Genomic DNA, 24,247 nt, shown 5'->3' with positions numbered 1-24,247 from the left:
CACCGGCATTGGAATCATTCTATGTTACGTATCGCACAAGAAGCACTGACCTTCGACGATGTTTTGCTTCTTCCCGGCTACTCCGAAGTAACCGCCAAAGACGTCAGTCTACGCACTCGACTCACTCGCAATATTACCCTCAATATTCCTCTGCTATCTGCTGCTATGGATACGGTCACCGAAAGTGGCTTAGCCATTGCGCTGGCGCAAGAAGGTGGTATCGGCATCATCCATAAGAGCATGACCATCGAACAGCAGGCTTACGAAGTTCGAGCGGTGAAAAAGCATGAAAGTGGGGTGGTGAAAGACCCGATTACTATCGATGCGGCGGCTCCCATTAGTGAACTGTTTGAGCTGCGTCGCCGTCACAAAATTTCCGGCGTACCGGTGCTCGATAAGGGCGACTTGGTGGGTATCGTCACCAGCCGTGACGTGCTGTTCCAAGAGCAAATGGATGTGCCGGTTTCAACCATCATGACTCCCAAGGCCAAGTTGGTAACGGTTAACGAAAACGACGATATGTCGGTGGCCCGAGAGTTACTGCACAAGCATCGGATTGAAAAAGTTCTGGTTGTGAACGATGCCGGCAAGCTGACCGGGATGATCACCGTTAAAGATATGAACAATGCGCAAACGTACCCGCTGGCCTGTAAAGACAGCTCGGGCCAGTTGCGGGTGGGCGCCTCTGTAGGAACCAGTGCTGATACTGACGACCGCGTGGCGGCGTTGGTGGCGGCGGGCGTGGATGTACTCGTCGTAGATACCGCTCACGGGCACTCGAAGAACGTTCTTAACCGGGTTAAGTGGATTAAACAGCACTACCCTCAAGTGGATGTGATTGGCGGCAATATCGCCACTGGCGAAGCGGCTCTAGCCCTGCTGGAAGCCGGTGCCGATGCCGTGAAAGTCGGCATTGGCCCGGGCTCAATTTGTACCACGCGAATTGTCACTGGCATTGGTGTTCCGCAAATCAGTGCTATTGCCAATGTGGCGGCGGCACTTAAAGACAGCGGACTGCCGCTGATTGCCGATGGCGGTATCCGCTTTAGCGGCGATCTGTCAAAAGCCGTCGCGGCGGGCGCCAATGCGGTGATGATGGGCTCAATGTTTGCCGGCACAGAAGAAGCGCCGGGAGAAGTGGAGCTTTACCAGGGCCGCACGTATAAGTCTTACCGTGGTATGGGCTCGCTGGGTGCCATGACCAAAACCCAAGGCTCCAGTGATCGTTACTTCCAGAGTGCTGAAGACGGTGCGGAAAAGCTGGTACCCGAAGGTATTGAAGGTCGCGTTCCCTACAAAGGGCCGCTGGCGGCTATCGTGCATCAGCTGATGGGCGGTTTGCGCAGCGCCATGGGTTATACCGGCAGCGTGGACATTGAGACCATGCGCAGCAAACCACAGTTTGTACGTGTGACGGCTGCAGGCATGAATGAGAGCCACGTCCACGATGTTAGTATCACCAAAGAAGCACCAAACTACCCGACCTGAGTGTCGTAATGGGGCGCTGCCTGCGGCGTCCCCGTCCCACCTTTTACACTACCCCTCAGTCTGAATAGAGAGAACGCCGTGTCCAGCCCCGATATTCATGCCCACCGAATTCTGATCCTTGATTTCGGTTCTCAGTACACGCAGTTAATTGCGCGCCGTATCCGCGAAATAGGCGTGTACTGTGAGATTCGCGCCTTCGATATTGAAGACGCAGAGATCGATGAATTTCGTCCATCGGGGGTGATCCTGGCCGGTGGCCCCGAGTCGGTGACGGCGGCAGGCTCGCCGCGTGCGCCGCAGAAAATATTTGACCTCGGAATCCCAGTACTGGGGATCTGCTACGGCATGCAAACCATGGCCGAGCAGTTGGGCGGCAAGGTAGAAGCATCGCCGGTTCATGAATTTGGCTACGCACAAATTCGAGTGGAAACGCGCGGTCAGTTAACGGCTGATATTGCTGACCACATGGACAGTGAGTCGGGTAAGGCGCTGTTGGATGTATGGATGAGCCACGGCGACAAAGTGGTGGCGCTTCCCGACGGGTTTGAAGTGTTGGCGTCGACACCATCGTGCCCCATTGCCGCCATGCAGTGCGAAGAGAAGCGGTTTTACGGTGTGCAATTCCACCCGGAAGTAACCCATACCCTGCAGGGCCAGCGTATTTTTGAGCACTTTGTACTCCAGCTTTGTGGATGCGAGGCCTTGTGGACGCCGGCAAATATTATTCAGGACGGCATTGAGCGCGTGCGTGAGCAAGTGGGCGACCAAAAGGTCCTGCTTGGCCTCTCTGGCGGTGTCGACAGCTCGGTGGTCGCGGCGCTGCTCCACAAAGCGATCGGTGAACAGCTGACCTGTGTCTTTGTTGACAACGGCCTGCTGCGCAAAAATGAAGGCGACCAAGTCATGGAAATGTTCGCCAACAATATGGGTGTTAAGGTTATCCGTGTTGACGCCGAAGAAACCTTTTTAAGCAAATTGCAGGGCGAGGCCGACCCCGAGAAAAAACGTAAAATTATTGGTAATACCTTCATCGAAATTTTCGACGAAGAAGCGGCCAAGCTTAAAGACGTGCCGTTTTTGGCTCAGGGAACCATCTATCCCGACGTTATTGAGTCGGCGGCATCAAAAACCGGTAAAGCCCACGTCATTAAATCTCATCACAATGTTGGTGGCTTGCCCGATGATATGGCAATGGACTTAGTCGAGCCGTTGCGTGAGCTGTTTAAAGATGAAGTGCGACGCATAGGTTTGGAGCTGGGCCTGCCCTATGACATGGTCTATCGCCACCCATTTCCCGGCCCCGGTCTCGGCGTTCGTATTCTCGGCGAAGTTAAAAAAGAGTATGCCGATGTGCTGCGCGAAGCTGATGCCATCTTCCTGGAAGAGCTTCACAAAGCCGACTGGTACCACAAAACCAGCCAGGCCTTCGCGGTATTTATCCCTCAGAAATCGGTGGGTGTCGTCGGTGACGCGCGTCGTTACGAATGGGTTATTGCACTGCGAGCGGTAGAAACCATCGACTTTATGACCGCCCGCTGGGCGCACCTGCCTTACGAGCTACTGGAGACGGTTTCCAATCGCATCATTAACGAAATCGCCCATGTCTCTCGCGTAGCCTACGATGTGTCGAGCAAGCCTCCCGCAACGATTGAGTGGGAATAAGTTCGTTTTGTGATGGCGGCGCGGGCGGGCTGTTCCGCTTGTGCCGTGGCTTCGTGAGCTCGGAAATCCGTTTGTTGCCAAACAGCCTATAAGCAAAACCTATCTGTTGGTCTTTGCTACTATGAGCCCTCAAGATTTATCGCGTATTATTGAAATGGCCTGGGAGGATCGGACTCCCTTCGAGGCGATAGAAAACGACTACGGTTTATCAGAGGCGGCGGTGATACAGCTGATGCGACGCTCTTTGAAGCGATCTTCGTTTCGTCTCTAGCGCAAGCGTGTCTCCGGTCGTAAAACTAAGCATGCTAGCTTGCGATCACCGTCGGTGACTCGCGCATACTGCCGAAGTCAATATCGGCATCGCTAAATCAGTACGGTGATAATTGTAGCGTTTGCGATGTCGAGCTGGGCTGTGTACGCCGTGTTTTGACAGACTTCTAGCCACCGGGGCTAGCCCGAGAGGATGGATTCGTAGGGGGAGAGCACATGCGTTGGATATGGGTGCTGGTGTTCGCGACGGTTGCACTGGCCTTTGGTTTTTCAAACAGCACCAATGACGTTGCACAGGGCACACAGGGCAGCGATGAGCGACTTCTTCATGCTTATGAGAATCGCCAGTCGAACTTGCAGCTGTCAGGGCAGGGCGTGGTAGAAAAATTATTAAGCGATGACCTCGACGGCAGTCGCCATCAACGTTTCATTCTACGCTTAGCTTCCGGGCAGACTTTGCTCGTCGCACACAATATTGATCTTGCACCGCGCATAAACGACCTTAAGGTCGGTGATATGGTCGCTTTTTATGGCGAGTATGAATGGAATCAGCGTGGCGGGGTCATCCACTGGACACATCACGACCCCAGAGGCAAGCATCCCCACGGCTGGTTGAAACACCGCGGGGTGACCTATCAATAAAGGCTATTTCGAGGGCATTGGACGCTGTTTGTGGAGCAATTCCATCAAGGTAAATGCGACCTCTGAACCGGCGTTTTGGTTCTGCCCTGTAACAACTATACCGTCGACCACAACGTGATTGGCCAGCAGGTCATAGAATTTTGTGTTGGATTCAAAGGCCGCGCCAGCAGCTCGTAATGCAGACTCTGGGTGTTATGGCGTTTCGGTGATACCGAGCTCTTCGATTTGTTTGTCGGTAACGGCGGTTAGCTTGCGTGATTTTTTCACCGAGTACCTCTGAGTAACCCAGGTCGTACGCGGCGCCCAGCCTCCAGCTAATCATAAAAAAAGTGCTGCATTCGCGCCCCCTAAAAACCGGATTGCCGGCGGTCGTTGAGCGTTACTTTGACCGCTGTTTTGGCGATGCATCTCGCGACTACGCTGCGGTGCGATTAAAACGGCGTGGGCTTGCGCAGTGATGTGAACCATCAACGTTGGTGGGCATTCTCTGCACAGCAGCACTCCACATTGGTGTTTCCGGACTTTGACTGATAGGCAATACTTCGGGTTAACACTAATATTTGCGATTGTGGCAGCAGGGGAAAAGGGCTCGGCTGTCGCAGTACTCAGCGATCGCGGCCAACGCTGTGAGCATGCACTTTCACTTTAATTCTGAAGGGGAGGTCACGCGGGTGTCTACTCCCGAACGGTTTTGCTGGGTTAACGATGGCTACGAGAAACGCCCCTGGGAGGGGCGCTTTTACCATTACCAACGCCGTTCAGGTATGTGGTTGCCCAATTACTTCTGCCAGTGCCGCTTGGCATGTCCCTCAGGGGGGGGAGAGGTTTGGCGAGGTATTCCAAAGGCCGAATTTTAATATACGAGTGTATATACAAATGTATTGACACTTGTCGGTCAAGGCGTATAGTCGCGGTGGTCAATTATTGAACATAGTGGTGGAGCAGGCCATGCAAGTGACCACTGAAGAGAGTAGGCAATGAAAACAGGAAAAGTCCTCCACGGCGCGGCGCGGCTCGCTTTTGATAGCGTAGACGGTGTGAATACCATCGTAGAGCAGATGTACCGCAATATCAGCGCGACACCGCTGCCATTTGGTCGCGCGCCGGAGGGGCCTGCTCCCGGCATTGCGGGGTTGGTGCATCGAGTGATTCGCGGCGTTAACGGCGGGATTCGCAGCACCACTGATGTGGCTTTGTCACCACTGACAAACTATTTAGATGGGCATTTTCCCCCGGGGCCGCATCGGGCGGCAGTGATTGCGGCGCTCAACGGAGTATGTGGCGACCACTTGCACCGTAGTGGCAACCCCTTAGCGACCCCAATGACGCTGAGAGTGATGCTGGGCCAGGACGCACCGCAAAGTGATGGCCCTGGTGCCGCATTATTTGAAACCTGTCGCAGATCCGTTGAGATATACCCCAGTGCCGAGGCCCTGGGCGACAGCGAGTTTACCGCGGGTGGCCATATTTTATTGCTGGCCCATGGCCTGTGCATGAATGAATTGGAATGGACAGCGAAGCAGCACAACCACGGACATATGCTGGCTAACGAGTATGGCTACAGTCCGGTGTTTGTGCGTTACAACAGCGGTAAACATATTTCACAAAATGGGCGTGAGCTTGCCCAACACCTTGAGGGGCTTGTCGAGCGCTGGCCTGTTCCGGTTCGATCGATTACCGCCTTGGGCTTCAGCATGGGCGGGCTGGTACTGCGCAGCGCAATGCACAGCGCTCTTGAACACGCGCAGCGGTGGCCACAGCTTTTGGATAAGGTGGTGTACATCGGTACACCTCACCACGGCTCTGCGTTGGAGCGGGGCGGCTATTGGCTGCAGAGAGCAATGGCATTCAGTCCCTATACTGCGCCGCTTGCTGCGCTGGGCCGCATTCGCAGCGACGGTATTACAGACTTGCGCCATGGAAATATTGTCGACGCCGATTGGCAGTTATATGACGAGCATCAGGACAATGCCGATCATCGGGTGCCGCTCATGCTTCCACCAAGCATTGACCATTACGCGATTGCGGGGACACTGTCTCGGTCGTCGGCGGGCTACCTGCAGCGCAGTGATGGTTTGGTGCACCCCGATAGCGCTTTGGGGAGGCACCCGCTGGGGGCAAAAACGCTAGGCTTTGCCGCAGACCGGCAGCGGGTGTTTTGTCAGCTGGATCATTTGAGTATGCTCAGTGACGCTCGCGTTGCCGACCAATTGAAAGAGTGGCTGCGCTTAAGTTGAACTGGGTGGTCTCGAACTAATTGGCCTTGAAATGAACGGTCTTGCGCCGAATATTGGGGCCGGAGGTACTTATGTGCCCCGGCCCCGCCATAACAAAGGGAGTGTTGTGATGATAAGTGGGTCGTGCCTGTGTGGCGAAGTGCAGTACACAGTCGAGGGAAAATTCGACCATTTTTTCCTGTGCCATTGTCGCCATTGCCAAAAGGATACCGGGTCAGCCCACGCGGCAAATCTGTTTTCCCATGGCGGGCAGCTAACGTGGCGTCAGGGAGAGTCATTGGTAACGAGCTTCACCTTAGAGGGGAGTCGTCATTGTAAAAGTTTTTGTAGTCGTTGTGGCTCGGCGCTGCCATCGCTGCAGCTTGCGGGGGAGCTGTTGGTGGTACCAGCGGGAAGCGTAGATGAGCCGCTACAACAGCGCCCCAATGCCCATTTGTTTACGCGTAGCCGCGCGTCCTGGGATGCCGATTTAGAACAGTTGCAGGCGTTCGAGACGCTGCCGGGGTAGAATACGTCGCCATAATCTCTATCACGAAGGATGATATTGAGTGAAAGGCTTAGAGAATAAGATACCGCCGCCAGCAGTGGCCCTATTGGTGGCCACTGCTATGTGGGGGCTCGCTGAGGCGACGCCGAGTATGCCCGTTGATAACACGACGAGGCTTGCTCTGGTGGCCCTGTGTTATCTGCTGGGCGCTGGATTTTCTCTCGGTGGGGTGATGTCATTTCGGCGCGCAAAAACGACGGTGAACCCCTTGAAGCCTGAATCAGCCTCGGCACTGGTCGACACAGGCATTTACCGCTACACCCGCAACCCAATGTATGTTGGCTTTGCGTTATTTTTGTTGGCGTGGGCGGTGTTTTTGTCGTCGCTATGGGCCCTGTTGGGACTGCCGCTGTTTATTGCCTATATTCAGCATTTCCAAATTCGCCCGGAAGAGCGCGCTTTAGAACGGATTTTTGGCAGTGAATTCTTAGACTACAAACGCCGGGTTCGCCGCTGGTTGTAGCGGTGTTGTCGCGATAAATATAAAGGGTGTTAGAAGCTTTGCACGACGACGAATACTGGATGCAACAAGCCCTGTTATTGGCAGAGCGTGCGGAAAAACTCAATGAGGTGCCGGTTGGCGCGTTGGTGGTACGCGACGGCGTTGTCTTGGGTGAGGGCTATAACAGCCCGATTTCCGGGCATGACCCCTGCGCCCATGCGGAGATTATTGCCCTGCGCCAGGCCGCCGCGAACGTTGAGAATTACCGACTGCCGGGCGCGACTCTATACGTCACCATTGAGCCCTGCGCTATGTGCGCGGGCGCGATCATTCACAGCCGGGTGGCGCGACTGGTGTATGGCGCCAGTGAGCCTAAGGCAGGGGCGGTGAGTAGCCATTTGCAGTTATTTGATCAAGCGCAAATGAATCACCGGGTTCAGTGGCAGGGCGGCGTGCTGGCTGAGCAGGCGAGCGCGCAAGTGCAGGCTTTTTTCGCGCGCCGCCGCGAAGAGAAAAAAATAGCAAAGCGCGCGGCGAAGGCAAGTAGCGGCGAGTAATCGGGCAGTTCCGTGTGCGAACAATTGCGATTGCTAGCAATAGAAGGCGTCGATACTGCTGCGCAGTGCGTCCATATACTGGCGGGCAATGTGCTCGCCAATGTCAGTGTGTTTTCCCAGCCAACGCACAGGGGCGCCGCTACCACTAATTATCGCGCAGGCGTCGGTGCCGGTTCCTGTCGCAATTTGCCCTGATACCGGGCTGCGAATATTCATGTCTTGCAGCACCGCAGCCTTGGCTTCGCTGATTAAGCCGTGGAGCTCCACCATGCCCGCCGTTGAAAAACTCAGGTCGGCGATAACAACGCTGTTGATAGTGCCGACCGGCATGGCTTGGGTGGGCTTCCAGTCGCAGGGGTCGCCGGCGCGGCGTGCGTTGCTCAGTCCGCAGCTAACATAAACAGCAAGCGCTTCCCCGTAGATGTGGCTGTGTGACTGGCGCAGTGACTCCATTGAGGCTGCGGTCATCATACCGACACAGGTGTCGGGAAGTTGAAGGCGCTGCTGAGCTTGCTGAAGACTTTGTTCCGGGGTGTGCAAAGGGACATTGGCGTCGCGCTCGACGCGCAGGTTGATAAATGACCGCGCGCTGACCAGCCCACCATTCAATACTGCTGAGCTTAAACACGGTCTTGGCTCGGGCCACTGCAGTGTAAAGTGAGCCGAGCTAGTGTGAGACCGCCAATTGTCGCTGGGTGTTTCCAAGATCAACCTGCCGAGTATTTTGAGGCAGGTATTGTCAGTGAAGGCGCTCAGCGTCTCAAGGATTTGTACGCTTATTTCTGGCCGAGTAAGAATACGCCAAAGTCACCCTGAGGGTCTTTCCAGACCCGGTGAATTTCCATATCTGCCGCTGATGCCAACTCGGCAATACTTTGTTCGCTGTACTTATGCGAATTTTCCGTATGGATGACCTCGCCGCAATGGAAGTCCATCTTTTCACCTGCCACATTAACGGTTTGCTCTCGGCAGGCGACCAGCTGCATTTCGATACGGCTGAGTTGTTCGTTGAAGATGGCCCGGTGTTGAAAGCCATCGTCAACATCGAAATTGGCCTTCAAATCGTGATTGATGCGCCGCAGAATATTCTTGTTGAACTCTGCTGTGACACCGCGCTTGTCGTCATAGGCGGCCAGCAGCCGCTGTCGGTCTTTTATCAGGTCGGCGCCTAAGAGCAGTGCACCTGATGGGCCAGCCAGGGCTTTTAGTGAGCGAAGTACGCCCAGTGCTTCAGTGCGGTTAAAGTTGCCAATGGTCGAGCCGGGAAAGAACACGAGGCGGCGGCCAGACTGGCAAAGCGTGCTGACTTCATCGAGGCAGGCCTGGGCGGTGAAGTCGCCGGCAACCGGGTGAACCCGCAATTCCGGGAAGCGCTCTTTCAAGCTTGTGATCGCATGCACCAAGGCGTCGACGGATATCTCCAGCGGAATGTAGCGAGGTAAAGTCGGTAACTGTTTGAGTAGCAGCTGTACTTTTTGGCAACTGCCGGCGCCCGGCTCAATGATTTCGGTGTAGGGGCTCAGCGCCTTGGCGATACTCTTACCGCTGCTGCGCAGGATGCTGTATTCAGTGCGCGTTAGGTAATATTCGTCGAGCAGGCAAATTTCTTCGAACAGGCGCGAGCCGCGAGCGTCGTAAAAATACTTGCAGGGCAGAGTCTTCTGAGCTTGTCGCAGGCCGTGAATAACGTCGTGTAAAAAGGTGTGGTATTGGTCGTCTAGCGTGCTTTCTTTGGCGAGTGTAGAAGGCATAGCAGCTCCTGTTGTCATTATGGTTTACGTCAGGTCGCGAGCGAGTCGTAGTCCCGCGCATTGCCAATATTGGTGTGGGTAGAAAAAGTTGCGGTAGCTGTGGCGAAGATGGTTGTCGGGGCTGAGGCAGGAGCCCCCGCGTAATACGAACTGGCCAGACATAAATTTGCCGTTGTATTCCCCCGCGTCGCCAGCAAAGGGCGTGAACCCCGGGTAGGGTAGGTAACTGCTGTTTGTCCATTCCCAGATATCGCCAAACATTTGCGCCAATGGGGTGTGCTGAGCCGCTTCTGGGTGATAGCGGGCGCAGTTTGCAAAGTGTCCTGCTACTGGAAGGGCGCGACTGGCATGTTCCCATTCCTGCTCGGTAGGCAGGCGGGCGCCCGCCCAATGAGCGTAGGCGGTGGCTTCATAAAAATTCAGGTGGCAGGCCGAAGAGGCGGCTTGCAGGGGGTGCAGGCCTGCCAGGGTGAACTCCCACCACTGGCCATCACGCAAATGCCAGTAGTGCGGTGCACCTCGCCCGGTGTCTTGCAGTTGCGCCCAACCGTCGGATAACCAGTGCTCTGGTCGTTGGTAGCCCCCATCGGCAATAAACTCGGCGAATTCACCGTTGCTTACCGGCCGGTTGGCAAGCTCGAAGGGGTTAAGCCAAACTCTGTGCTGGGGGCGCTCGTTGTCGAAGCTGAATTCGCTGCCGGTGTCGCCTATGCAGACCAGCCCGCCGTCAAAACATGACCAGCTCAACGGTGCTTGCTGCGATGCTACAGCGCTGGCTGGGCTTCGCTGATAGGCTGGAAACAGCGGGTTCTGATGAAAGGCGTGCTTAATGTCCATGAGCAGCAATTCCTGGTGCTGCTTTTCGTGCTGGATGCCCAATGCTAGCAAGCCGCTGGGGTCGTGCTGGTAGCGGTTTAGAAACGCAAGAATATGGTGATCGACGTGGGCGCGATAACGTGTAATTTCGACGAGTGAAGGGCGCGACAGCAAGCCGCGATGTGGGCGGCTAAATTGTTTTCCAATCGCGTTGTAATAGCTATTAAACAGTTCACCGTAACTGGGGTGGAAAGGCTGATAATCGGGTAATTGGGCTTGCAGTATAAAGGTTTCAAAGAACCAACTGCTGTGTGCCAGATGCCATTTGGCCGGGCTGGCATCGGGCATGGATTGCAATTGGCAGTCTTCATCACTCAGGGTCGCAACGAGTGCCAGGGTTTCGTCCCGGCATCGCCGGTACCGGTGCTGAAGCGATATAGGTTCTGCAAGGTCGCCGTGATCCGACCTAGGGTGATCGAGCATTCGTTGCTCCCGCGGGGTCGCTCTTCTCGTATACAGGTAGCATCGTCATCTACCAAATAGCCAATTGCTAAATAGTCACCTGCCAAGGCTACACATTGGTTACAGTGTAGAGCACTTTCCCCAAATGCGTGTTGAGCTACCCAAATGTTGGGCTCGCAACCGTCCGCCCTGTGGCGATGCCTGCCAACAGCGTATTGGGCGGGCGCCCAATCGCCCCCGCCACCAATTGGCAATCAAACAGTGAGCTGACCCCGTGGCGGGGTCTTCAAGAGTGCCGTAAGCGGGTGTGAAGTAGCGGCTGACAACATCGATGCCCGGTCGGTGACTTCTGGCCGTTATCAGTATGCAGTCTGTTGTCAGCTGCAATAGTGCCTCGGCGTTGAGCCGCACCTCTTGCGCGGCCGACTCACTGTGCAACTCGACGATAAGGCTGCCGGGCAGGGAAGTGCTTTGCGCGCACCGCAATATCCTCTGCCCGATCAGCGTTGCCAGTCCCTCAGGCGGGCTGCAGAGCCGATAATTATTGCTGGGCAGCGCCAGGCACGTTTCATCGCGCAATCGCGTGGCGCGAATGTGTTGCTGACAGGCAGGGAGATGGAAGTGTAATGGCTCTTGCTTACCGTGTGACCACAGCCAGTGGGCGGCACAGAGTAGGGCGTGCCCACAGAGCTGAATTTCCCCGGATGGGCCGAAGCTGCGAAGCGTGATAGGGCTGTTGCGATGTGTAGCGGGCAGCAAAAGGGCACATGCCGTCGCACCAGGCCGGGCAAGATATTGCGCTGCCGTTGCGTGAATGTCTGCCGTTGGCTGAACGGGGACGACCCAGGCTGGGTTCCCGGCACAGTTGGGGCCGGTAAATGCGTGAATCAGTTGGGGGGGGAGTGATGTGATTGACGAGCGCATCGTCAAAGTGTGGGTGATCTTCTTGAGAAGGGCAAATACCACTCGGGGCCACTGGTGCAGCCCCGAGCGGTAGGTCGTTATTTAACCAGTTCGCGACCGATGATGAGTTTCATAATCTCGTTGGTGCCCGCATAGATGCGCTGCACGCGCGAGTCGGCAAATGCACGCGCCACTGGGTACTCCCACATGAAGCCGTAACCGCCGTGCAATTGCAGGCACTCATCAATGACCTTGCATTGCAGGTCAGTGGCCATCAGCTTGCATTTTGCGGCAGCGACGGAGTCGAACTGCTTGTTGATGTGAAGCTCCAGGCAGCGATCCATATAGGCTTCGGCCACAGTAATGTCGGTATCCATTTCCGCCAGCTTGAACTGGGTATTCTGGAAGGTGGCGATACTCTTTCCGAAAGCTTTGCGCTCTTTCACGTACTCGACAGTTTGTTCCAACACCGACTTAGCATTGGCAACGGCGTTAATGGCAACGCTCAAGCGTTCCTGCGGCAGGTCCTGCATGAGGTACACAAAGCCCATGCCTTCTTCGCCAAGGAGTTGGTCTTTGGACACGCGCACATCTTGGAAGAACAGCTCGGAGGTGTCCTGAGCCTTCATGCCCACCTTCTCTAGGTTCGCGCCCTTGCTAAACCCAGGTGTTCCCGACTCTACCAAAAACAAGCTAACACCCTTGGCGCCGGCACTGGGGTCGGTTTTGGCAACCACAATCACCAGGTCAGAGAGCTGCCCGTTAGTGATGAAGGTTTTGGAGCCGTTGATAATGTAGTCGTCACCATCTTTTACGGCAGTGGTTTTAATGCCCTGCAGGTCGGAGCCGGCACCGGGCTCTGTCATGGCGATCGCGGTGATTATTTCGCCGCTCACGCATTTGGGCAAATACTTCTCTTTCTGTGCCTCGTTGCCGTAGCTGATGATGTAGGGAACAGCGATATCAGAGTGCAAGCCCCAGCCAATACCGGTCAGGCCACTGCGGCCCACTTCTTCGTCAACAATGGCGTTGTAGCGAAAGTCTGCGCCGACGCCGCCGTATTCCTCTGCCACGGTGGGGCTCAGGAAGCCTTGCTCGCCGGCTTTAATCCACAACTGACGGTCGACATGGCCATCTTTTTCCCACTGGGCGTGGTAGGGCGCAGCCTCGGTTTCCAGGAATTTACGCACCGAGTTGCGGAACATTTCATGTTCTTCTTCGTAAATATATCGTGGCATGCCGCTCATGGCTGACCTCCTTTGTGATAGATTTTGACCTTATTTTCCTACATGTTAACAGGGAGAACTTTAAAAGCCACTAGCTCCGCATACGCGCAGGAAAAGGGCTTGGATGTAGTACAAAAGGAGAAAAACGTGACCTTGTGGAAGCAAAATGGTGATGTTGAAAAAGCCAATGAGATGATGAAAAACACCATTGCCGAGGTGTTGGATATTCGCATTGAGGCGATTGCAGAAGACTCGTTGACAGCCAGCATGCCCGTGGATCATAGAACCCACCAGCCAATGGGTATTCTTCACGGCGGGGCGTCCGTGGTACTAGCCGAAACAGTGGGGAGTATGGCCGCGATGATGGCTGCAGAACCCGGTAAGGCCTGCGTCGGTTTGGATATCAATGCCAACCATCTGCGCAAAGTGGTAAGCGGCCGCGTAACGGCGGTTGCCAAGCCCATTCATATTGGCCGCACCACCCACGTTTGGGATATTCGCATCTGCGACGAGCAACAGCGTGATATCTGTATCTCGCGGCTGACCATGGCCGTGATTGATATGCAGGTATAATGGCGATTTTTTGACGTGTATCTACCATGACCCCGGAACGCTACCAACGGCTCAGAGCCGTGCTGGATCGTCGCCAGCCTGATTTGACGGTCATCACCGACAATGTCCACAAAGGGCGTAATTTATCGGCGATAGTGCGCACTGCCGATGCGGCGGGCATCGCGGAAATGCACGCAGTGATCGACGACAAGGACTACAAGACTTTCCGTGGTACAGCGATGGGTAGCCACAGCTGGGTAGCCGTGCGCCGCCACCGCGATATTGCAGCGCTGATTAAAAAGCTTCAGGGCGATGGTTATCAGGTTCTTGCGGCCCACCTTGACGCAGACTCGGTGGATTATCGCCAGCCCGACTACACCCGACCCACGGCGATATTGCTGGGGGCGGAAAAGCGGGGCGTAAGTGCTGAGGCGTGCGCCCTGGCTGATGCGCACATCACGATTCCGATGATGGGCATGGTGCAGTCGTACAATGTGTCGGTGGCGGCGGGCATTATCCTTTCGGAGGCGCAGTATCAGCGCGATCAGCAGGGTTTGTACGACCGGCCCCGACTGGATGAACAGACCTACCGGCAAACGCTGTTTGAATGGGCTCATCCGCAAGTGCGCGACTTTTGTCGTGAGAATGGCTTGGACTACCCAGCGTTGCGCGAGGAAGATGGTGAAATCGCCGACCCTGCGCAGTGGTATAAGCGCATTCGTGAAGACTGATTTTCATCCCTCTGGGTGATGCCCACCGTTGCCATTTAACGCCATAGTGCCTGCCATAATAATGGGAGAGCACGATGACTGATAACGCTAAGGCGAATGGTAGCCCGGTAAACGCTGAGATAGATGCGGTAATGAGCGGAGAACTTTGGGCGGAGTTCTGCGATCAACTCAAAGACGCTGGCCAGCAAATTTTGCGCCCTGAAGCCCCGCAAGATGCCCTGCACCGCGCCGAAGGATGGCGCTATCTCACGCGCTTAACGCGCATTGCGCTGGATATGTTTGTCGAGTGCAGTGATCCGGACTTCCCCGACTTCTACCGCCCCTCGCACGAAACCGCCAAAATTGGTGCGGACAACCCAGATAACTACTATCAACGTGCTGAGATCAATGGCGCACACGACTATCGAATTCGCGGAAGCCGCGGCAGTGTCGCGTATCTGGGCTTCATTGCGATTGCTGGTGGCTATGAGGAAGAAGACGGCAATATGCGCTCGGTCGCAGCGTTGGATACCCATGGCGGTTTGGAAGTGAATGACGATGGCAGCATCGACATTATTCTGTCCCGTAAACCTCACCCCGAGAATTGGTTGGCGATCACTGAGGACACGGTAGCGGTGCTGGTGCGCCAGACGTTTCTTGACCGGAAAACCGAAGTCGCGGCAGACCTGATTATTGAGCGCCTCGACCGCGACGGCGTTAAGCCAGCGCCCCTGGATGCTGCAGAATTTGCCCAAAAACTGCGCAGTACCGCAGCCTTTGTCAAAGGTACCGCCACCCTGTTCGCCGACTGGGCCGAGGGCTTTAAAGCGCAGCCCAATAGCCTTCCCGCCGCCGACCAAGCCTACTGCCAGAAACTGGGTGGCGACCCCAATATCTATTATTACCACGGCTATTTCTGTCTGGCAGACGATGAAGCGCTAGTGATCGAGGTCGATGATATTCCCGAATGTGACAACTGGAATTTCCAGCTTAACAACTACTGGATGGAATCGCTGGAATACCGCTACGTCGATATCCATGTGAATAAACATACCGCGCAGTATCGCGATGACGGCAGCGTGCGCATAGTCGTCGCTGCGCGTGATCCGGGCTGCGCAAATTGGCTGGACACCACGGGGCACCGTGAGGGCACTATGGCCTTTCGCTGGATTGGTGCAGCACACATCACCGACCCGCGCTGCAGCGTGGTAAAAATCGACACACTACAATAACAATCGCGAAACGAATAAGGAAAGCACCATGACAGAGCAGGCAATTCCGCAGGTGGATCTCAGTGTTGATTCGCTTTTACAAGCAGCCACCGAGGCAACGGGCGGTTTGCGCGATTTTGGCGACGAGTCATTTCGCGAGCCAATGGCGGTGTTGGTAAAGGCGTTGAACGAGGAAGCCAAGCTCAATGCTGCCGGCCGCTTCGGGCAGTATCAACGCATTCTGAATATTTTGATTAACCGTCTGAGAATGGAAGCCTGGATTAGCAAGCACCCGGAAATCCTCGACGAGAAAGTGCTGTCGCCGGTGGTGATTATCGGTTTGCAGCGCACGGGATCGACATACACTCATCGCATCCTGGCCAGTGACCAGCGCTTCTATGCGCCACTTTGGTATGAAGTGCGTAACCCCGCGCCAGCGCTGGATTGGGATTTTAGCGGCAAGGACCCACGAATTACCTCAGCAGAGCAGGAGATTGCCGCGATGCTGGAGGCTAACCCAGAGATCGCGGCCATTCACCCCATGGACCCGGTGGGTGCTGATGAGGATATTTTGCTGCTGGAGCACAGCTTTTACAGCACGATCCCCGACGCGTTTTGCAATGTTCCCAGTTACGGGGAGTGGAACGACAGCCACGACAATACCCCGGCCTATGAGTATTTGAAGCGCATGCTGCAGTTTTTGCAGTGGCAGAAAAAACGCAACGGCCAACAGGCTGAGCGCTGGTTGCTGAAAACGCCGCATCATTTGCACCATATCGCTGTGCTGTTGAAGGTTTTTCCCGACGCCAAAATCGTGCAGACCCACCGCGACCCGCTGCAAACCATTCCGTCGGCAGCCAGTATGAACTACAACCTGTGGATTATGGCTAGCGACGATGTGGACCCAACCGTGGTAGGCGAACAATGGGCGAAGAAATACGCCAGAGGTACGTTGCGCACCATGGCAACACGTGAGCAATATCCCGACGCCTTTCTCGACGTATGGTACAAAGACACGATTAGCGACCCGCTGAAGAGCATGGAGTCGGTGTATCAATTTATTGGTATGGCATTCACCGATGAGGCACGCGATGCCATGGAGCGTTACCGTGAGGACAATAAACGCGAAGCACGTCCCGCCCATGAGTACACGCTAGAGCAATTCGGTTTTACCGAGCCGCAGTTGAAAGAGATGTTTGCCGACTACCGCGCCAAATACCTTTAGTGCGGCGACTAGCGTTGGCGGCGGCAGAGTTCGATCCAGTAGTTCACTGCCGCCTTGTCGTGCCGCTTTTTCGGCAGGGCGAAGTAAAAGCGGCGGCGCATATCCCGACGCGCCAATTTAAGCGGCACCAGGGTGCCGTTGCGAAAGTCATTTTGCAGTACCACCTGTGATAGGCAGCCAATACCGAGGCCTGATTCCACGGCGCTTTTTATCGCTTCGTTGTGGCGAAATTCCCGATAAATATTAATCTCCGGCAGCAGGCCGGCCAGTGCTCGGTCGAAGGTGTGTCGCGCGCCTGAATCCGGTTCGCGCAAAATCCACCGAGCGCTTTTTATGTCTTTGTTGCTAAGGCTTTGCTGCTTGGCAAGGGGGTGCGCGGCGCTGCAAAAAACGATCAGCTCATCCTCCATCCACGGGATCAGCTCCAGCTCTCGGTGCTGAACCTCCCGCTCAATCATGCCGACGTCGACCTCGTAATTGAGGACCTTCTGAACGATCTCGGGGGTATTCGCCGTGTCGAGCTCAACATCCGCATCGGGGTAGTGACTCAGGTAGTCGGCGAGATAGCGCACCACCAGATGGTTGCCAATGGTAAAGCTGGCACCGACCTTCAAGTGCCCGAACTCGCCGTGGCGTTGCAGCAGTTGTTCAAACTGCTGTGCGTGCGCATACAGCGTTTCTGCCTCTTTGCGCAGGCTGTGGCCGACCGGGTTTAACGACAGTTTGTTGCCCTGGCGCTCAAACAGCGACACACCGTAGTTCCGCTCCAGGGCTTGCAGCGCCGCGCTGGCCGCAGATTGAGACAGGCTAAGCTCAGCCGCCGCCTTGGATACGTTTTCATGGCGGGCGACGGCGAGGAATATGCTGAGTTGGCGCAGACTGTAGTTCATGGGCCAAGCGTAGCGTGTTCGCGCCATTCTCGCTATCGATAAAATCGATACTGAGTATAGTAATAAGCCGTTTTACTTGTTGGTGGGGCAGTCGTATCATTGCCGCCAATTCCGACTGGCCGGTTCGGCTGGTCTACTTTTGACGCTACTCAAGTGTGGAGATCAACATGACCGAAGTGAAGGCTACAAATGTTCACTGGCACGACGGCGAAGTTAGCCGTGAAGACCGCAATGCACTGTTGAAGCAAAAAGGTGCCACGCTGTGGTTCACTGGTCTGTCAGGCAGTGGCAAGAGTACCGTTGCCGTGGCGTTGGAAAAAGCGCTAATGCAGCAGGGCCACCTTTGCTATCGCTTGGATGGCGATAATATCCGCATGGGTATTAACAAGAACCTGGGCTTTAGTGCAGAGGATCGCGCAGAAAATATTCGCCGCATTGGTGAAGTGTCGAAGTTATTTGTCGACACCGGCGTAATTGTATTGAGCAGTTTTGTCAGCCCTTACCGCGAAGATCGCGATGCGGTGCGCGCGTTGCACGACGAGAGCGATATGGCGTTCATCGAGGTATACGTGAATGTGCCGTTGGAAGTGGCTGAAGAGCGTGACCCCAAAGGCCTGTATAAAAAAGCTCGTGCAGGTGAGATCAAAAACTTCACTGGCATTGACGACCCCTACGAGGCACCGGAAAGCCCAGAACTGGTTCTCAACAGCCACGAGCTGAGCCTGGACGAAGAGGTAGAGGTTCTGCTGAATATGCTGAAAGAGCGCGGCATTATTTAAGCCCAATTTGCTCAGCAACTGAACGAGAAGACACCACGAAATTACGGAGTTTTATGATGATTAAGCCCCATGGCGCTGATGAACTTAAGCCGCTGTTTGTTTACGACACCGAGAAACACCACGCACTCAATGCTGAGGCGGAAACTCTGCCTTCTATTATTGTTAGCTCTGCCGCTGCCGCTAACGCGGTGATGCTGGGTGCCGGTTACTTCACCCCGCTGACTGGCTACATGAACCTGACGGACTCTCTGAGTGTGGCCGAGAAACTTCACACTGCAGAAGGCCTGTTTTGGCCAGTGCCTGTTGTTAACTTGGTGCAAGATGCACAAGGCATTGAGGCGGGAAGCCGAATCGCGCTGCGCGACCCCAATGTTGAGGGCAATCCCGTATTGGCGATTATGGATGTAGACGCTGTTGAGTCGGTTAGCGACGAACAGATCGACTTCATGGCTGAGAACATCTTTGGCACCCTGGATGCTGAGCACCCCGGTGTGAAGACTTTCAAGTCTTTGGGCAATACCTTGCTATCAGGCCCGATCCAAGTGCTTAACTTCAGCTACTTCCAGGCTGACTTCCCGGATACTTTCCGCACTGCCGTTGAAATTCGTAACGAGATTGCAGAGCGTGGCTGGGAAAAAGTGGTTGCTTTCCAAACGCGTAACCCAATGCACCGCGCGCACGAAGAGCTGTGCCGCATGGCGATGGAAGACCTGGGTACCGATGGCATCCTTATTCACATGTTGCTCGGTAAATTGAAGGCCGGAGATATCCCCGCTCACGTGCGTGATGCGGCGATCCGCAAAATGGTTGAAGTTTACTTCCCCAAGAACACGGTAATGATTACCGGCTACGGTTTCGACATGCTTTACGCTGGCCCACGTGAGGCGGTATTGCACGCGGTGTTCCGCCAGAACTGTGGCTGTACGCACCTGATTGTTGGCCGTGACCACGCCGGTGTGGGTGACTACTACGGTGGTTTCGATGCGCAGACGATTTTCGATGAGAAAGTGCCTGAAGGGGCGCTGGAAATTGATATCTACCGCGCCGACCACACGGCTTACTCTAAGAAGTTGAATAAAGTGGTGATGATGCGCGATGCGCCGGATCACAATAAAGAGGACTTCGTATTGCTATCCGGCACTAAGGTTCGTGAAATGTTGGGTAATGGCATTGCGCCACCACCGGAGTTTTCACGCCCTGAGGTAGCTCAGATTCTGATGGACTATTATCAGATTGAAGGCTAATTAGACAGCCTCTAAAAAAGCCCCGCGGTGACATCACCGCGGGGCTTTTTTTTAGCGCTGATATTTCTTAGTGCAAAAGCGACGTTAACATTGAAGCCTAAGTGGCCGGTCTAGTAGAGCCTACTTTCCCTGTATGTAGGGCGCTGCAGTGGCCCGTAGAAACGGCGGACTCAGACACAAAAAAAGGGGGCCTAGGCCCCCTTACAATATTGCGTCAGTGCGATTAGCGATTCGGGCTATTCACCTGTAGCTCTACGCGACGGTTGCGCTCACGGCCCTCGTCGGTGGAGTTATCGGCAACGGGTTTACTTTCTCCGTAGCCCACCGCGCGCAGGCGGCTGCGTTCAATACCTTTGCTAATCAAGTAGTCGACCACTGACTGTGCGCGCTCTTGCGACAGGCGCTTGTTGTAAGCATCGCTACCTACAGAATCAGTGTGACCCGCTATGATAATGGTAATGTCTGGCTCGTTGTTCAGGGCCTTGGCGACGTTATCCAGCACGGTCTTCGAATCAAGCATCAGCCGAGCTTTGTTAAATTCGAAGTGTACGCCATCGATATCGACTTTTTGCGAGATCACACAGCCGCGGGAATTCACTTTCATTCCGGGCAGGGTGCCTGGGCACTGGTCGATCTTATTGGGTACGCCATCGTTGTCGCTATCGAGCGGGCAACCGCGAACATCAACGGGTACGCCAAGCGGGGTGCCTGGGCACTGGTCAATATCGTTGGGCACGCCATCGCGGTCATCGTCGATAGAGCAGCCGTGGACATTTACTTTGGCGCCGCGTGGGGTGTTTGGACATTTGTCGCGGAAGTTGGGAACGCCATCGCCGTCGCTATCCAGCGGGCAGCCGTTCGAGTCGACAGGCGTGCCACGGGGAGTGTTAGGGCACTTGTCGATGCGGTCGGGTACACCGTCGCCATCGCTGTCGTAATTATAGGGTAGAGGCTTGTCGCCGAAGGGGACGGAGATACCCAGCATAAAGGCATAGGTATAGAAGTAGTCGTCTTCGAGAACGTCTTTTTCGTTGATTTTATCTATCTGGTAGCGGGCTTCTGCACGCAGTGACGCCTCGCCTAAGTCGTAAGTAAAACCGGCGATTGCGTCGTTACCGAAATCAGTTTCGATATCGCCAACAAACTCAATTTCATGGTAAGTCGCGCCAACACCGAAGTAGGGTTGGAGGGCGCTGGCATCGAGCTCAAAGGCGCCGAAAGGGAAGAACAAAATATCGACACCTGCCGCAGCGCGCTCGTAGACATCGTTCTTACTGGTTTTGAGCTCACCATAATTTAAGTGGGCATCGAGCATGATGTAACGGCTGATGGGCTTGCCGATACCGATCTTACCAATGCCGCCATTGTCGTAATTTTCATCGTCGGCGACCGTTGCGCCGAGCATAACGTGGCCACGCCAGCGGTCATCATACACCGATTCTTCATCGCTGCTGTCGGCGAGCAGGGGCGAGGTCAACGCCGTGGCAGCCATCGCAAGCGCAAGAGTACGCAGTTTCATTTAGTTTCTCCTAGTAACTACCCAGTGGCAAAACGCGGCCGTTAGGCCGCGTTTTATCCTTTTTATTATGGTGCTAAACCTTCAAAGAGGTTTATACAGTCATCATAGAATGTGTCGTCGAAGTTTTGGAAATCTTCGGGGTTGAAGCCCAGTAATGTATCAAGCAATGCATCTGTGACTGATAGAACCGGAGCTGCCAAACATGCATCTACGGCATCAACGATCGCACCGAGTCCCGCAGGCAGCTGGTCGCCACCGGAGAGTAAGAGACTGGTCAAATCACCTAAGCCTGCACCCAGGTCCGGTGCAGAGGGGTCGAGCGCAGAGAAATCGCCCGTTACTAGTCCCTCGATGATTGCTTCAGCGGGAATTGTGCCGCCGTCATCGTTGCTAATCAACGTTGCGAGTAAGGGGTCGGCAACCAAGCTGATGCCGTAAATCACCGGTAAAATCACGCCTGGTGTTTCAAAGCCTGCGCCAGGGAATGAGCTCATTGTTAGGACGGGCTCAAGGACTTCGCACAGTTCATTTGAATAGGTCAGCAGCTTATCATCGGCGGCCGGCAGGACCAACACGCTAGCGCCATCGACCGACTTAGTCTCAAAGTTGCTGTCCAGGTCTGTGTCAGCCTGCGCCTGCACACACACAGTGCTCAAACGCAGTAAGCCGTCAGACTTCAGGCGTCCTTTCTTATTGGGGTCAAAACTCGCTGCGCCATCCACCACAGCGAACTCGCCTATTCCACCACTGATGTCCTCAACTGGAACCGAATCATTGATCGCTGTCTGGCACTCTGCAGGATCAGCAAAGTCACCACTCCAGAAGCCGGGTATTGCAGTGAAAGCGATGTTGCTTTGATCGGTTACACGAAGTAAGCGTGTCGTCGAGGTATTGTCAGCGCCGAGTAAGTCGCCCTCAGTAGGTAGGTCAGTTGAACCCTGCAGGCCACTGAAGTTGGCATAAGCTTCAAACTGTTGCCCGCCGCGAACAAATTGTTCGCCCTCTTCCAGTGTTTCAACCAAATTGTCACGACCGACACAGGCGAATTCATCTTCGGCCAAGGTGTCAGGCTCATTGCCATTAGGCACCATGAACAGGCGTAGCTCTGTCAGTGTGCCGGGATCTACGGCGTTCACCGGACGTGTCACTGAAACCGGCTCGTCGCTGCCAAAGTAAGTCAGTTTGAGGTCTAGCTGCCCACTCGTCGCGCCGGCTTGTGCCGTAAGGGTAGTGTTAACCGATGTATCGGGTATGGGGAGGGCCGTGGCAGGCACACTAGATTCCCATTCGATCAGGCCGTTAGGACAGGCCTCAAAAGCACCGGTGCCACCAGCGAGTTCAGTGAACTTACACAGCGCGCGGTACTCAATGCCATCCAAGAAGCTGTTGACATACAGGGTGTCTGGGCCGTTGGTGTCATTGTTCAGTCCATCTACACGCTCTATTTTTATCTCATCGACGCGCGGGCCAACCAGGTTCAGCTCAAGCGTGTCAGCCAGATCGGGAACGTTGTTACCAAAGTTGCCGGTTACCACGCTGGTCAGAGCAATGCCGCCGGCTGCTTTCAATTCGTCATACGTTGCGCCGTCAACGGTCACTGCAAAGCCTTCCTTGGGGTCGACTTTAGGATCGCTGCTGTAGATCAGGTCGCCGTCGCGGGTGCTCCAAACATCATTGTCGTTGTCGCTGCACTGGTAAACCTGCAGGGTTTGGCCCGGGTTTTGCACGTTGTTGTAGGTGAGGCGCGCTACGAACTGCAAGCGCTGCGCCGCAGGCACGCTAATGCTGTTTGAATTCAAGCCTTTACAGCTCGCAACCAAGTTCTGGTCTAATACACCGCCTTCGTCGCAGGCTGAGGCTGTTGGGTTAATGACCGCACAGATATCCACCTTGGCGAAGGTTGCTGGCTTGATCGTTACCGTCAGCTCGCGGATGCCGTCAGAAGTTGCACCAACACAGCCATTGGGGTTGCTGTCGGCATCAACGGCAAACAGGGTAACTTGGCGCTCGGCATTATTACCGTCGCTAGTGAAGGGGCTTTTGTAGGTAACGGGAACCGAACCGTTGAGGGCAACAGGTTGATCCGCTGACGGTTCTGCCAGCGCGGTATCGCTGCTGCAAATATAGACGGTATCGGTGATGTTTTCGGGAATCGGCGTATTGGTGAAATACTGCAGTAAGCGGTAGTTCGTTGTTTCCGAGTCGTTTTCAATCAGCGGGTCAAGCAAAATTAGCTCTTTGCCCACAATCTTGGGGCTGCCTGCCGGCGTGGGTGGAACCACGGTGAAGGGCAGGGTCTTGCTGAAGGTTTTGCCTGATTTAGTAAACGTACCGGTTACCGTTGCATTGATATCTGCGTCATCAACGCCCATCTGCACGCGGTTCAGAATATCCTGGACTTTGCCGTCTCTAACGGTGTCGCGGAATTTCGGAGAGCCATCGTCATTGACGTCGAGCTCAGCCTTTTCGGGAGAGCCGAGATTCGCGCTCAACTGCCAGCGAACCTGGTCGGTAATAACCATTTCTGGGCCGACGTTCTTGTTAATGCCATCGGAGCGCAGCGCGAGCATGCGCACAGAAATCCGACTGTTACCGGTACCCGGTAAAGTCGAGACGTTGTTGACGAACTCCATGCGGAGGGTTTCAGGGTCTATGGTTAATCCCGGACGGTCGGGGCTGCGGGCATCGCCACCGCCTCCACACGCTGCGAGTAAGAACGATGCGAAAACGAGCGACATCGCTATTTTTATGCTTTTCATGTATTCCCCTCCCGGAGAGTCAAGCTGGTACAACAGGAAATGGGTGTGCGCTTAAGGTTACGTAGTTTTACGGATGTTGTAAGTAAAAACAACAGTCGTCACCTCTAAAGTTAGATGTTAGAGCAAAAAGGCCAAAATTTTCTGTGATATGTGCACGTTTAGGCTCTTGGTCGGCATTATTTTAGGGCTAAACGATAGCTATGTCGCTGTTACAAAAGCAATTTTGGGCAATGTCGCAAGCTGGTGGAGAGTTTGCCTTACCGCGTGTGGTTTTGGCTCGTCCTATCGCGGTATTGTTAGAGGGTGGATATGGGGAGTTCGCCCCACTCTTGGGTTTTTGAGTGGGGCGGGGAAG

General features: G+C 54.8%; 22 protein-coding genes and 1 pseudogene. 15 read left to right on the top strand and 8 right to left on the bottom strand.

What is annotated here, in order from left to right:
* Positions 1–21: 21 nt before the first annotated feature.
* From guaB to tadA, 9 genes and pseudogenes are all read left to right on the top strand, one after another.
* The gene (gene guaB, locus H573_RS0101690) at positions 22–1,488 is read left to right on the top strand and encodes an IMP dehydrogenase (protein WP_027872753.1); all 1,467 of its coding nucleotides are present in this window, start codon (positions 22–24) and stop codon (positions 1,486–1,488) included.
* Positions 1,489–1,566: 78 nt separating this feature from the next.
* Positions 1,567–3,150 (top strand): glutamine-hydrolyzing GMP synthase, encoded by a 1,584-nt coding sequence (guaA, locus tag H573_RS0101685; RefSeq protein WP_027872752.1) that lies wholly within the window; start codon positions 1,567–1,569, stop codon positions 3,148–3,150.
* 121 nt (positions 3,151–3,271) lie between these two features.
* Positions 3,272–3,517 (top strand): annotated as a pseudogene (locus H573_RS16630) (TIGR03643 family protein).
* A gap of 119 nt (positions 3,518–3,636) precedes the next feature.
* Positions 3,637–4,062: a DUF3465 domain-containing protein gene (locus H573_RS0101675; protein ID WP_027872751.1), complete on the top strand. Its 426-nt coding sequence runs from the start codon at positions 3,637–3,639 to the stop codon at positions 4,060–4,062.
* A gap of 560 nt (positions 4,063–4,622) precedes the next feature.
* Positions 4,623–4,919 carry a DUF6920 family protein gene (locus tag H573_RS19860; RefSeq protein ID WP_422730519.1) on the top strand — a complete coding sequence of 99 codons (297 nt, stop codon included), beginning with the start codon at positions 4,623–4,625 and terminating at the stop codon, positions 4,917–4,919.
* Positions 4,920–5,039: 120 nt separating this feature from the next.
* On the top strand, positions 5,040–6,299 hold the full coding sequence (locus tag H573_RS0101670; protein WP_027872750.1) for an esterase/lipase family protein: 1,260 nt from the start codon (positions 5,040–5,042) through the stop codon (positions 6,297–6,299).
* A 109-nt stretch (positions 6,300–6,408) separates the two neighbouring features.
* Complete coding sequence (locus tag H573_RS19230; protein WP_084497903.1) at positions 6,409–6,807, top strand: GFA family protein; 399 nt, start codon at positions 6,409–6,411, stop codon at positions 6,805–6,807.
* 40 nt (positions 6,808–6,847) lie between these two features.
* Positions 6,848–7,309, top strand: a complete 462-nt coding sequence (locus tag H573_RS0101665; RefSeq protein WP_027872749.1) for a methyltransferase family protein — start codon at positions 6,848–6,850, stop codon at positions 7,307–7,309.
* Positions 7,310–7,347: 38 nt separating this feature from the next.
* On the top strand, positions 7,348–7,845 hold the full coding sequence (gene tadA / locus H573_RS0101660) for a tRNA adenosine(34) deaminase TadA (protein WP_267878896.1): 498 nt from the start codon (positions 7,348–7,350) through the stop codon (positions 7,843–7,845).
* Between the two features lie 33 nt (positions 7,846–7,878).
* Here tadA and H573_RS0101655 read toward each other — a convergent pair whose 3' ends face one another.
* The 5 genes from H573_RS0101655 to H573_RS0101635 form a co-directional block, all read right to left on the bottom strand.
* Entirely contained in the window at positions 7,879–8,550 is a 672-nt protein-coding gene (locus H573_RS0101655) for an adenosylcobinamide amidohydrolase (protein WP_161624224.1), read from the bottom strand.
* A 71-nt stretch (positions 8,551–8,621) separates the two neighbouring features.
* Complete coding sequence (gene egtD / locus H573_RS0101650) at positions 8,622–9,596, bottom strand: L-histidine N(alpha)-methyltransferase (protein WP_027872746.1); 975 nt, start codon at positions 9,594–9,596, stop codon at positions 8,622–8,624.
* A gap of 24 nt (positions 9,597–9,620) precedes the next feature.
* Positions 9,621–10,895 (bottom strand): ergothioneine biosynthesis protein EgtB, encoded by a 1,275-nt coding sequence (gene egtB, locus H573_RS0101645; RefSeq protein ID WP_051170843.1) that lies wholly within the window; start codon positions 10,893–10,895, stop codon positions 9,621–9,623.
* A gap of 99 nt (positions 10,896–10,994) precedes the next feature.
* A complete protein-coding gene (locus tag H573_RS19225) occupies positions 10,995–11,798 on the bottom strand; it encodes a PhzF family phenazine biosynthesis protein (protein WP_084497850.1) in 804 nt (267 codons plus the stop codon).
* A gap of 77 nt (positions 11,799–11,875) precedes the next feature.
* Positions 11,876–13,024, bottom strand: coding sequence for an acyl-CoA dehydrogenase family protein (locus tag H573_RS0101635; RefSeq protein ID WP_027872743.1), 1,149 nt, complete (start codon positions 13,022–13,024; stop codon positions 11,876–11,878).
* 99 nt (positions 13,025–13,123) lie between these two features.
* Here H573_RS0101635 and H573_RS0101630 point away from each other — a divergent pair, with 99 nt between their 5' ends.
* The 4 genes from H573_RS0101630 to H573_RS0101615 all read left to right on the top strand — a co-directional run bounded on the left by H573_RS0101630 (position 13,124) and on the right by H573_RS0101615 (position 16,701).
* On the top strand, positions 13,124–13,576 hold the full coding sequence (locus H573_RS0101630) for a hotdog fold thioesterase (RefSeq protein ID WP_234701821.1): 453 nt from the start codon (positions 13,124–13,126) through the stop codon (positions 13,574–13,576).
* 26 nt (positions 13,577–13,602) lie between these two features.
* The gene (trmH, locus tag H573_RS0101625) at positions 13,603–14,286 is read left to right on the top strand and encodes a tRNA (guanosine(18)-2'-O)-methyltransferase TrmH (RefSeq protein ID WP_027872741.1); all 684 of its coding nucleotides are present in this window, start codon (positions 13,603–13,605) and stop codon (positions 14,284–14,286) included.
* Between the two features lie 74 nt (positions 14,287–14,360).
* Positions 14,361–15,497 carry a DUF1214 domain-containing protein gene (locus H573_RS0101620; RefSeq protein WP_027872740.1) on the top strand — a complete coding sequence of 379 codons (1,137 nt, stop codon included), beginning with the start codon at positions 14,361–14,363 and terminating at the stop codon, positions 15,495–15,497.
* A gap of 28 nt (positions 15,498–15,525) precedes the next feature.
* On the top strand, positions 15,526–16,701 hold the full coding sequence (locus H573_RS0101615; RefSeq protein WP_027872739.1) for a sulfotransferase family protein: 1,176 nt from the start codon (positions 15,526–15,528) through the stop codon (positions 16,699–16,701).
* Between the two features lie 8 nt (positions 16,702–16,709).
* Here the strand turns inward: H573_RS0101615 and H573_RS0101610 are convergent, their stop codons facing one another.
* Complete coding sequence (locus tag H573_RS0101610; protein WP_027872738.1) at positions 16,710–17,591, bottom strand: LysR family transcriptional regulator; 882 nt, start codon at positions 17,589–17,591, stop codon at positions 16,710–16,712.
* A 167-nt stretch (positions 17,592–17,758) separates the two neighbouring features.
* On the opposite strand from H573_RS0101610, the gene cysC reads away from it, so the two are divergent.
* Both cysC and sat read left to right on the top strand, forming a co-directional pair.
* Complete coding sequence (cysC, locus tag H573_RS0101605; RefSeq protein ID WP_027872737.1) at positions 17,759–18,370, top strand: adenylyl-sulfate kinase; 612 nt, start codon at positions 17,759–17,761, stop codon at positions 18,368–18,370.
* 56 nt (positions 18,371–18,426) lie between these two features.
* Positions 18,427–19,614 (top strand): sulfate adenylyltransferase, encoded by a 1,188-nt coding sequence (gene sat / locus H573_RS0101600; RefSeq protein ID WP_027872736.1) that lies wholly within the window; start codon positions 18,427–18,429, stop codon positions 19,612–19,614.
* 223 nt (positions 19,615–19,837) lie between these two features.
* Here sat and H573_RS18740 read toward each other — a convergent pair whose 3' ends face one another.
* Positions 19,838–21,133: an OmpA family protein gene (locus H573_RS18740; RefSeq protein ID WP_051170842.1), complete on the bottom strand. Its 1,296-nt coding sequence runs from the start codon at positions 21,131–21,133 to the stop codon at positions 19,838–19,840.
* Positions 21,134–21,198: 65 nt separating this feature from the next.
* Positions 21,199–23,892, bottom strand: coding sequence for a PI-PLC domain-containing protein (locus tag H573_RS0101590; protein ID WP_154653810.1), 2,694 nt, complete (start codon positions 23,890–23,892; stop codon positions 21,199–21,201).
* Positions 23,893–24,247 lie beyond the last annotated feature (355 nt).

Origin of the sequence: Neomelitea salexigens DSM 19753 (assembly GCF_000422345.1) — a bacterium.
GTDB classification, from domain to species: Bacteria; Pseudomonadota; Gammaproteobacteria; order Pseudomonadales; family Spongiibacteraceae; genus Spongiibacter; species Spongiibacter marinus_A.
The sequence above is the reverse complement of the archived record's forward strand: the minus strand, read 5'-3'. Positions and strand labels throughout refer to the sequence as shown.

What these genes read in the sequence shown, in the direction of transcription:
- guaB (WP_027872753.1), top strand. Translation starts at nt 22, where the DNA reads ATGTTACGTATCGCACAAGAAGCACTGACCTTCGACGATGTTTTGCTT.
- H573_RS0101675 (WP_027872751.1), top strand. Translation starts at nt 3,637, where the DNA reads ATGCGTTGGATATGGGTGCTGGTGTTCGCGACGGTTGCACTGGCCTTT.
- H573_RS0101670 (WP_027872750.1), top strand. Translation starts at nt 5,040, where the DNA reads ATGAAAACAGGAAAAGTCCTCCACGGCGCGGCGCGGCTCGCTTTTGAT.
- H573_RS19230 (WP_084497903.1), top strand. Translation starts at nt 6,409, where the DNA reads ATGATAAGTGGGTCGTGCCTGTGTGGCGAAGTGCAGTACACAGTCGAG.
- egtD (WP_027872746.1), bottom strand. Translation starts at nt 9,596, where the DNA reads ATGCCTTCTACACTCGCCAAAGAAAGCACGCTAGACGACCAATACCAC.
- egtB (WP_051170843.1), bottom strand. Translation starts at nt 10,895, where the DNA reads ATGCTCGATCACCCTAGGTCGGATCACGGCGACCTTGCAGAACCTATA.
- H573_RS19225 (WP_084497850.1), bottom strand. Translation starts at nt 11,798, where the DNA reads ATGCGCTCGTCAATCACATCACTCCCCCCCCAACTGATTCACGCATTT.
- H573_RS0101635 (WP_027872743.1), bottom strand. Translation starts at nt 13,024, where the DNA reads ATGAGCGGCATGCCACGATATATTTACGAAGAAGAACATGAAATGTTC.
- trmH (WP_027872741.1), top strand. Translation starts at nt 13,603, where the DNA reads ATGACCCCGGAACGCTACCAACGGCTCAGAGCCGTGCTGGATCGTCGC.
- H573_RS0101620 (WP_027872740.1), top strand. Translation starts at nt 14,361, where the DNA reads ATGACTGATAACGCTAAGGCGAATGGTAGCCCGGTAAACGCTGAGATA.
- H573_RS0101615 (WP_027872739.1), top strand. Translation starts at nt 15,526, where the DNA reads ATGACAGAGCAGGCAATTCCGCAGGTGGATCTCAGTGTTGATTCGCTT.
- H573_RS0101610 (WP_027872738.1), bottom strand. Translation starts at nt 17,591, where the DNA reads ATGAACTACAGTCTGCGCCAACTCAGCATATTCCTCGCCGTCGCCCGC.
- cysC (WP_027872737.1), top strand. Translation starts at nt 17,759, where the DNA reads ATGACCGAAGTGAAGGCTACAAATGTTCACTGGCACGACGGCGAAGTT.
- sat (WP_027872736.1), top strand. Translation starts at nt 18,427, where the DNA reads ATGATTAAGCCCCATGGCGCTGATGAACTTAAGCCGCTGTTTGTTTAC.
- H573_RS18740 (WP_051170842.1), bottom strand. Translation starts at nt 21,133, where the DNA reads ATGAAACTGCGTACTCTTGCGCTTGCGATGGCTGCCACGGCGTTGACC.
- H573_RS0101590 (WP_154653810.1), bottom strand. Translation starts at nt 23,892, where the DNA reads ATGAAAAGCATAAAAATAGCGATGTCGCTCGTTTTCGCATCGTTCTTA.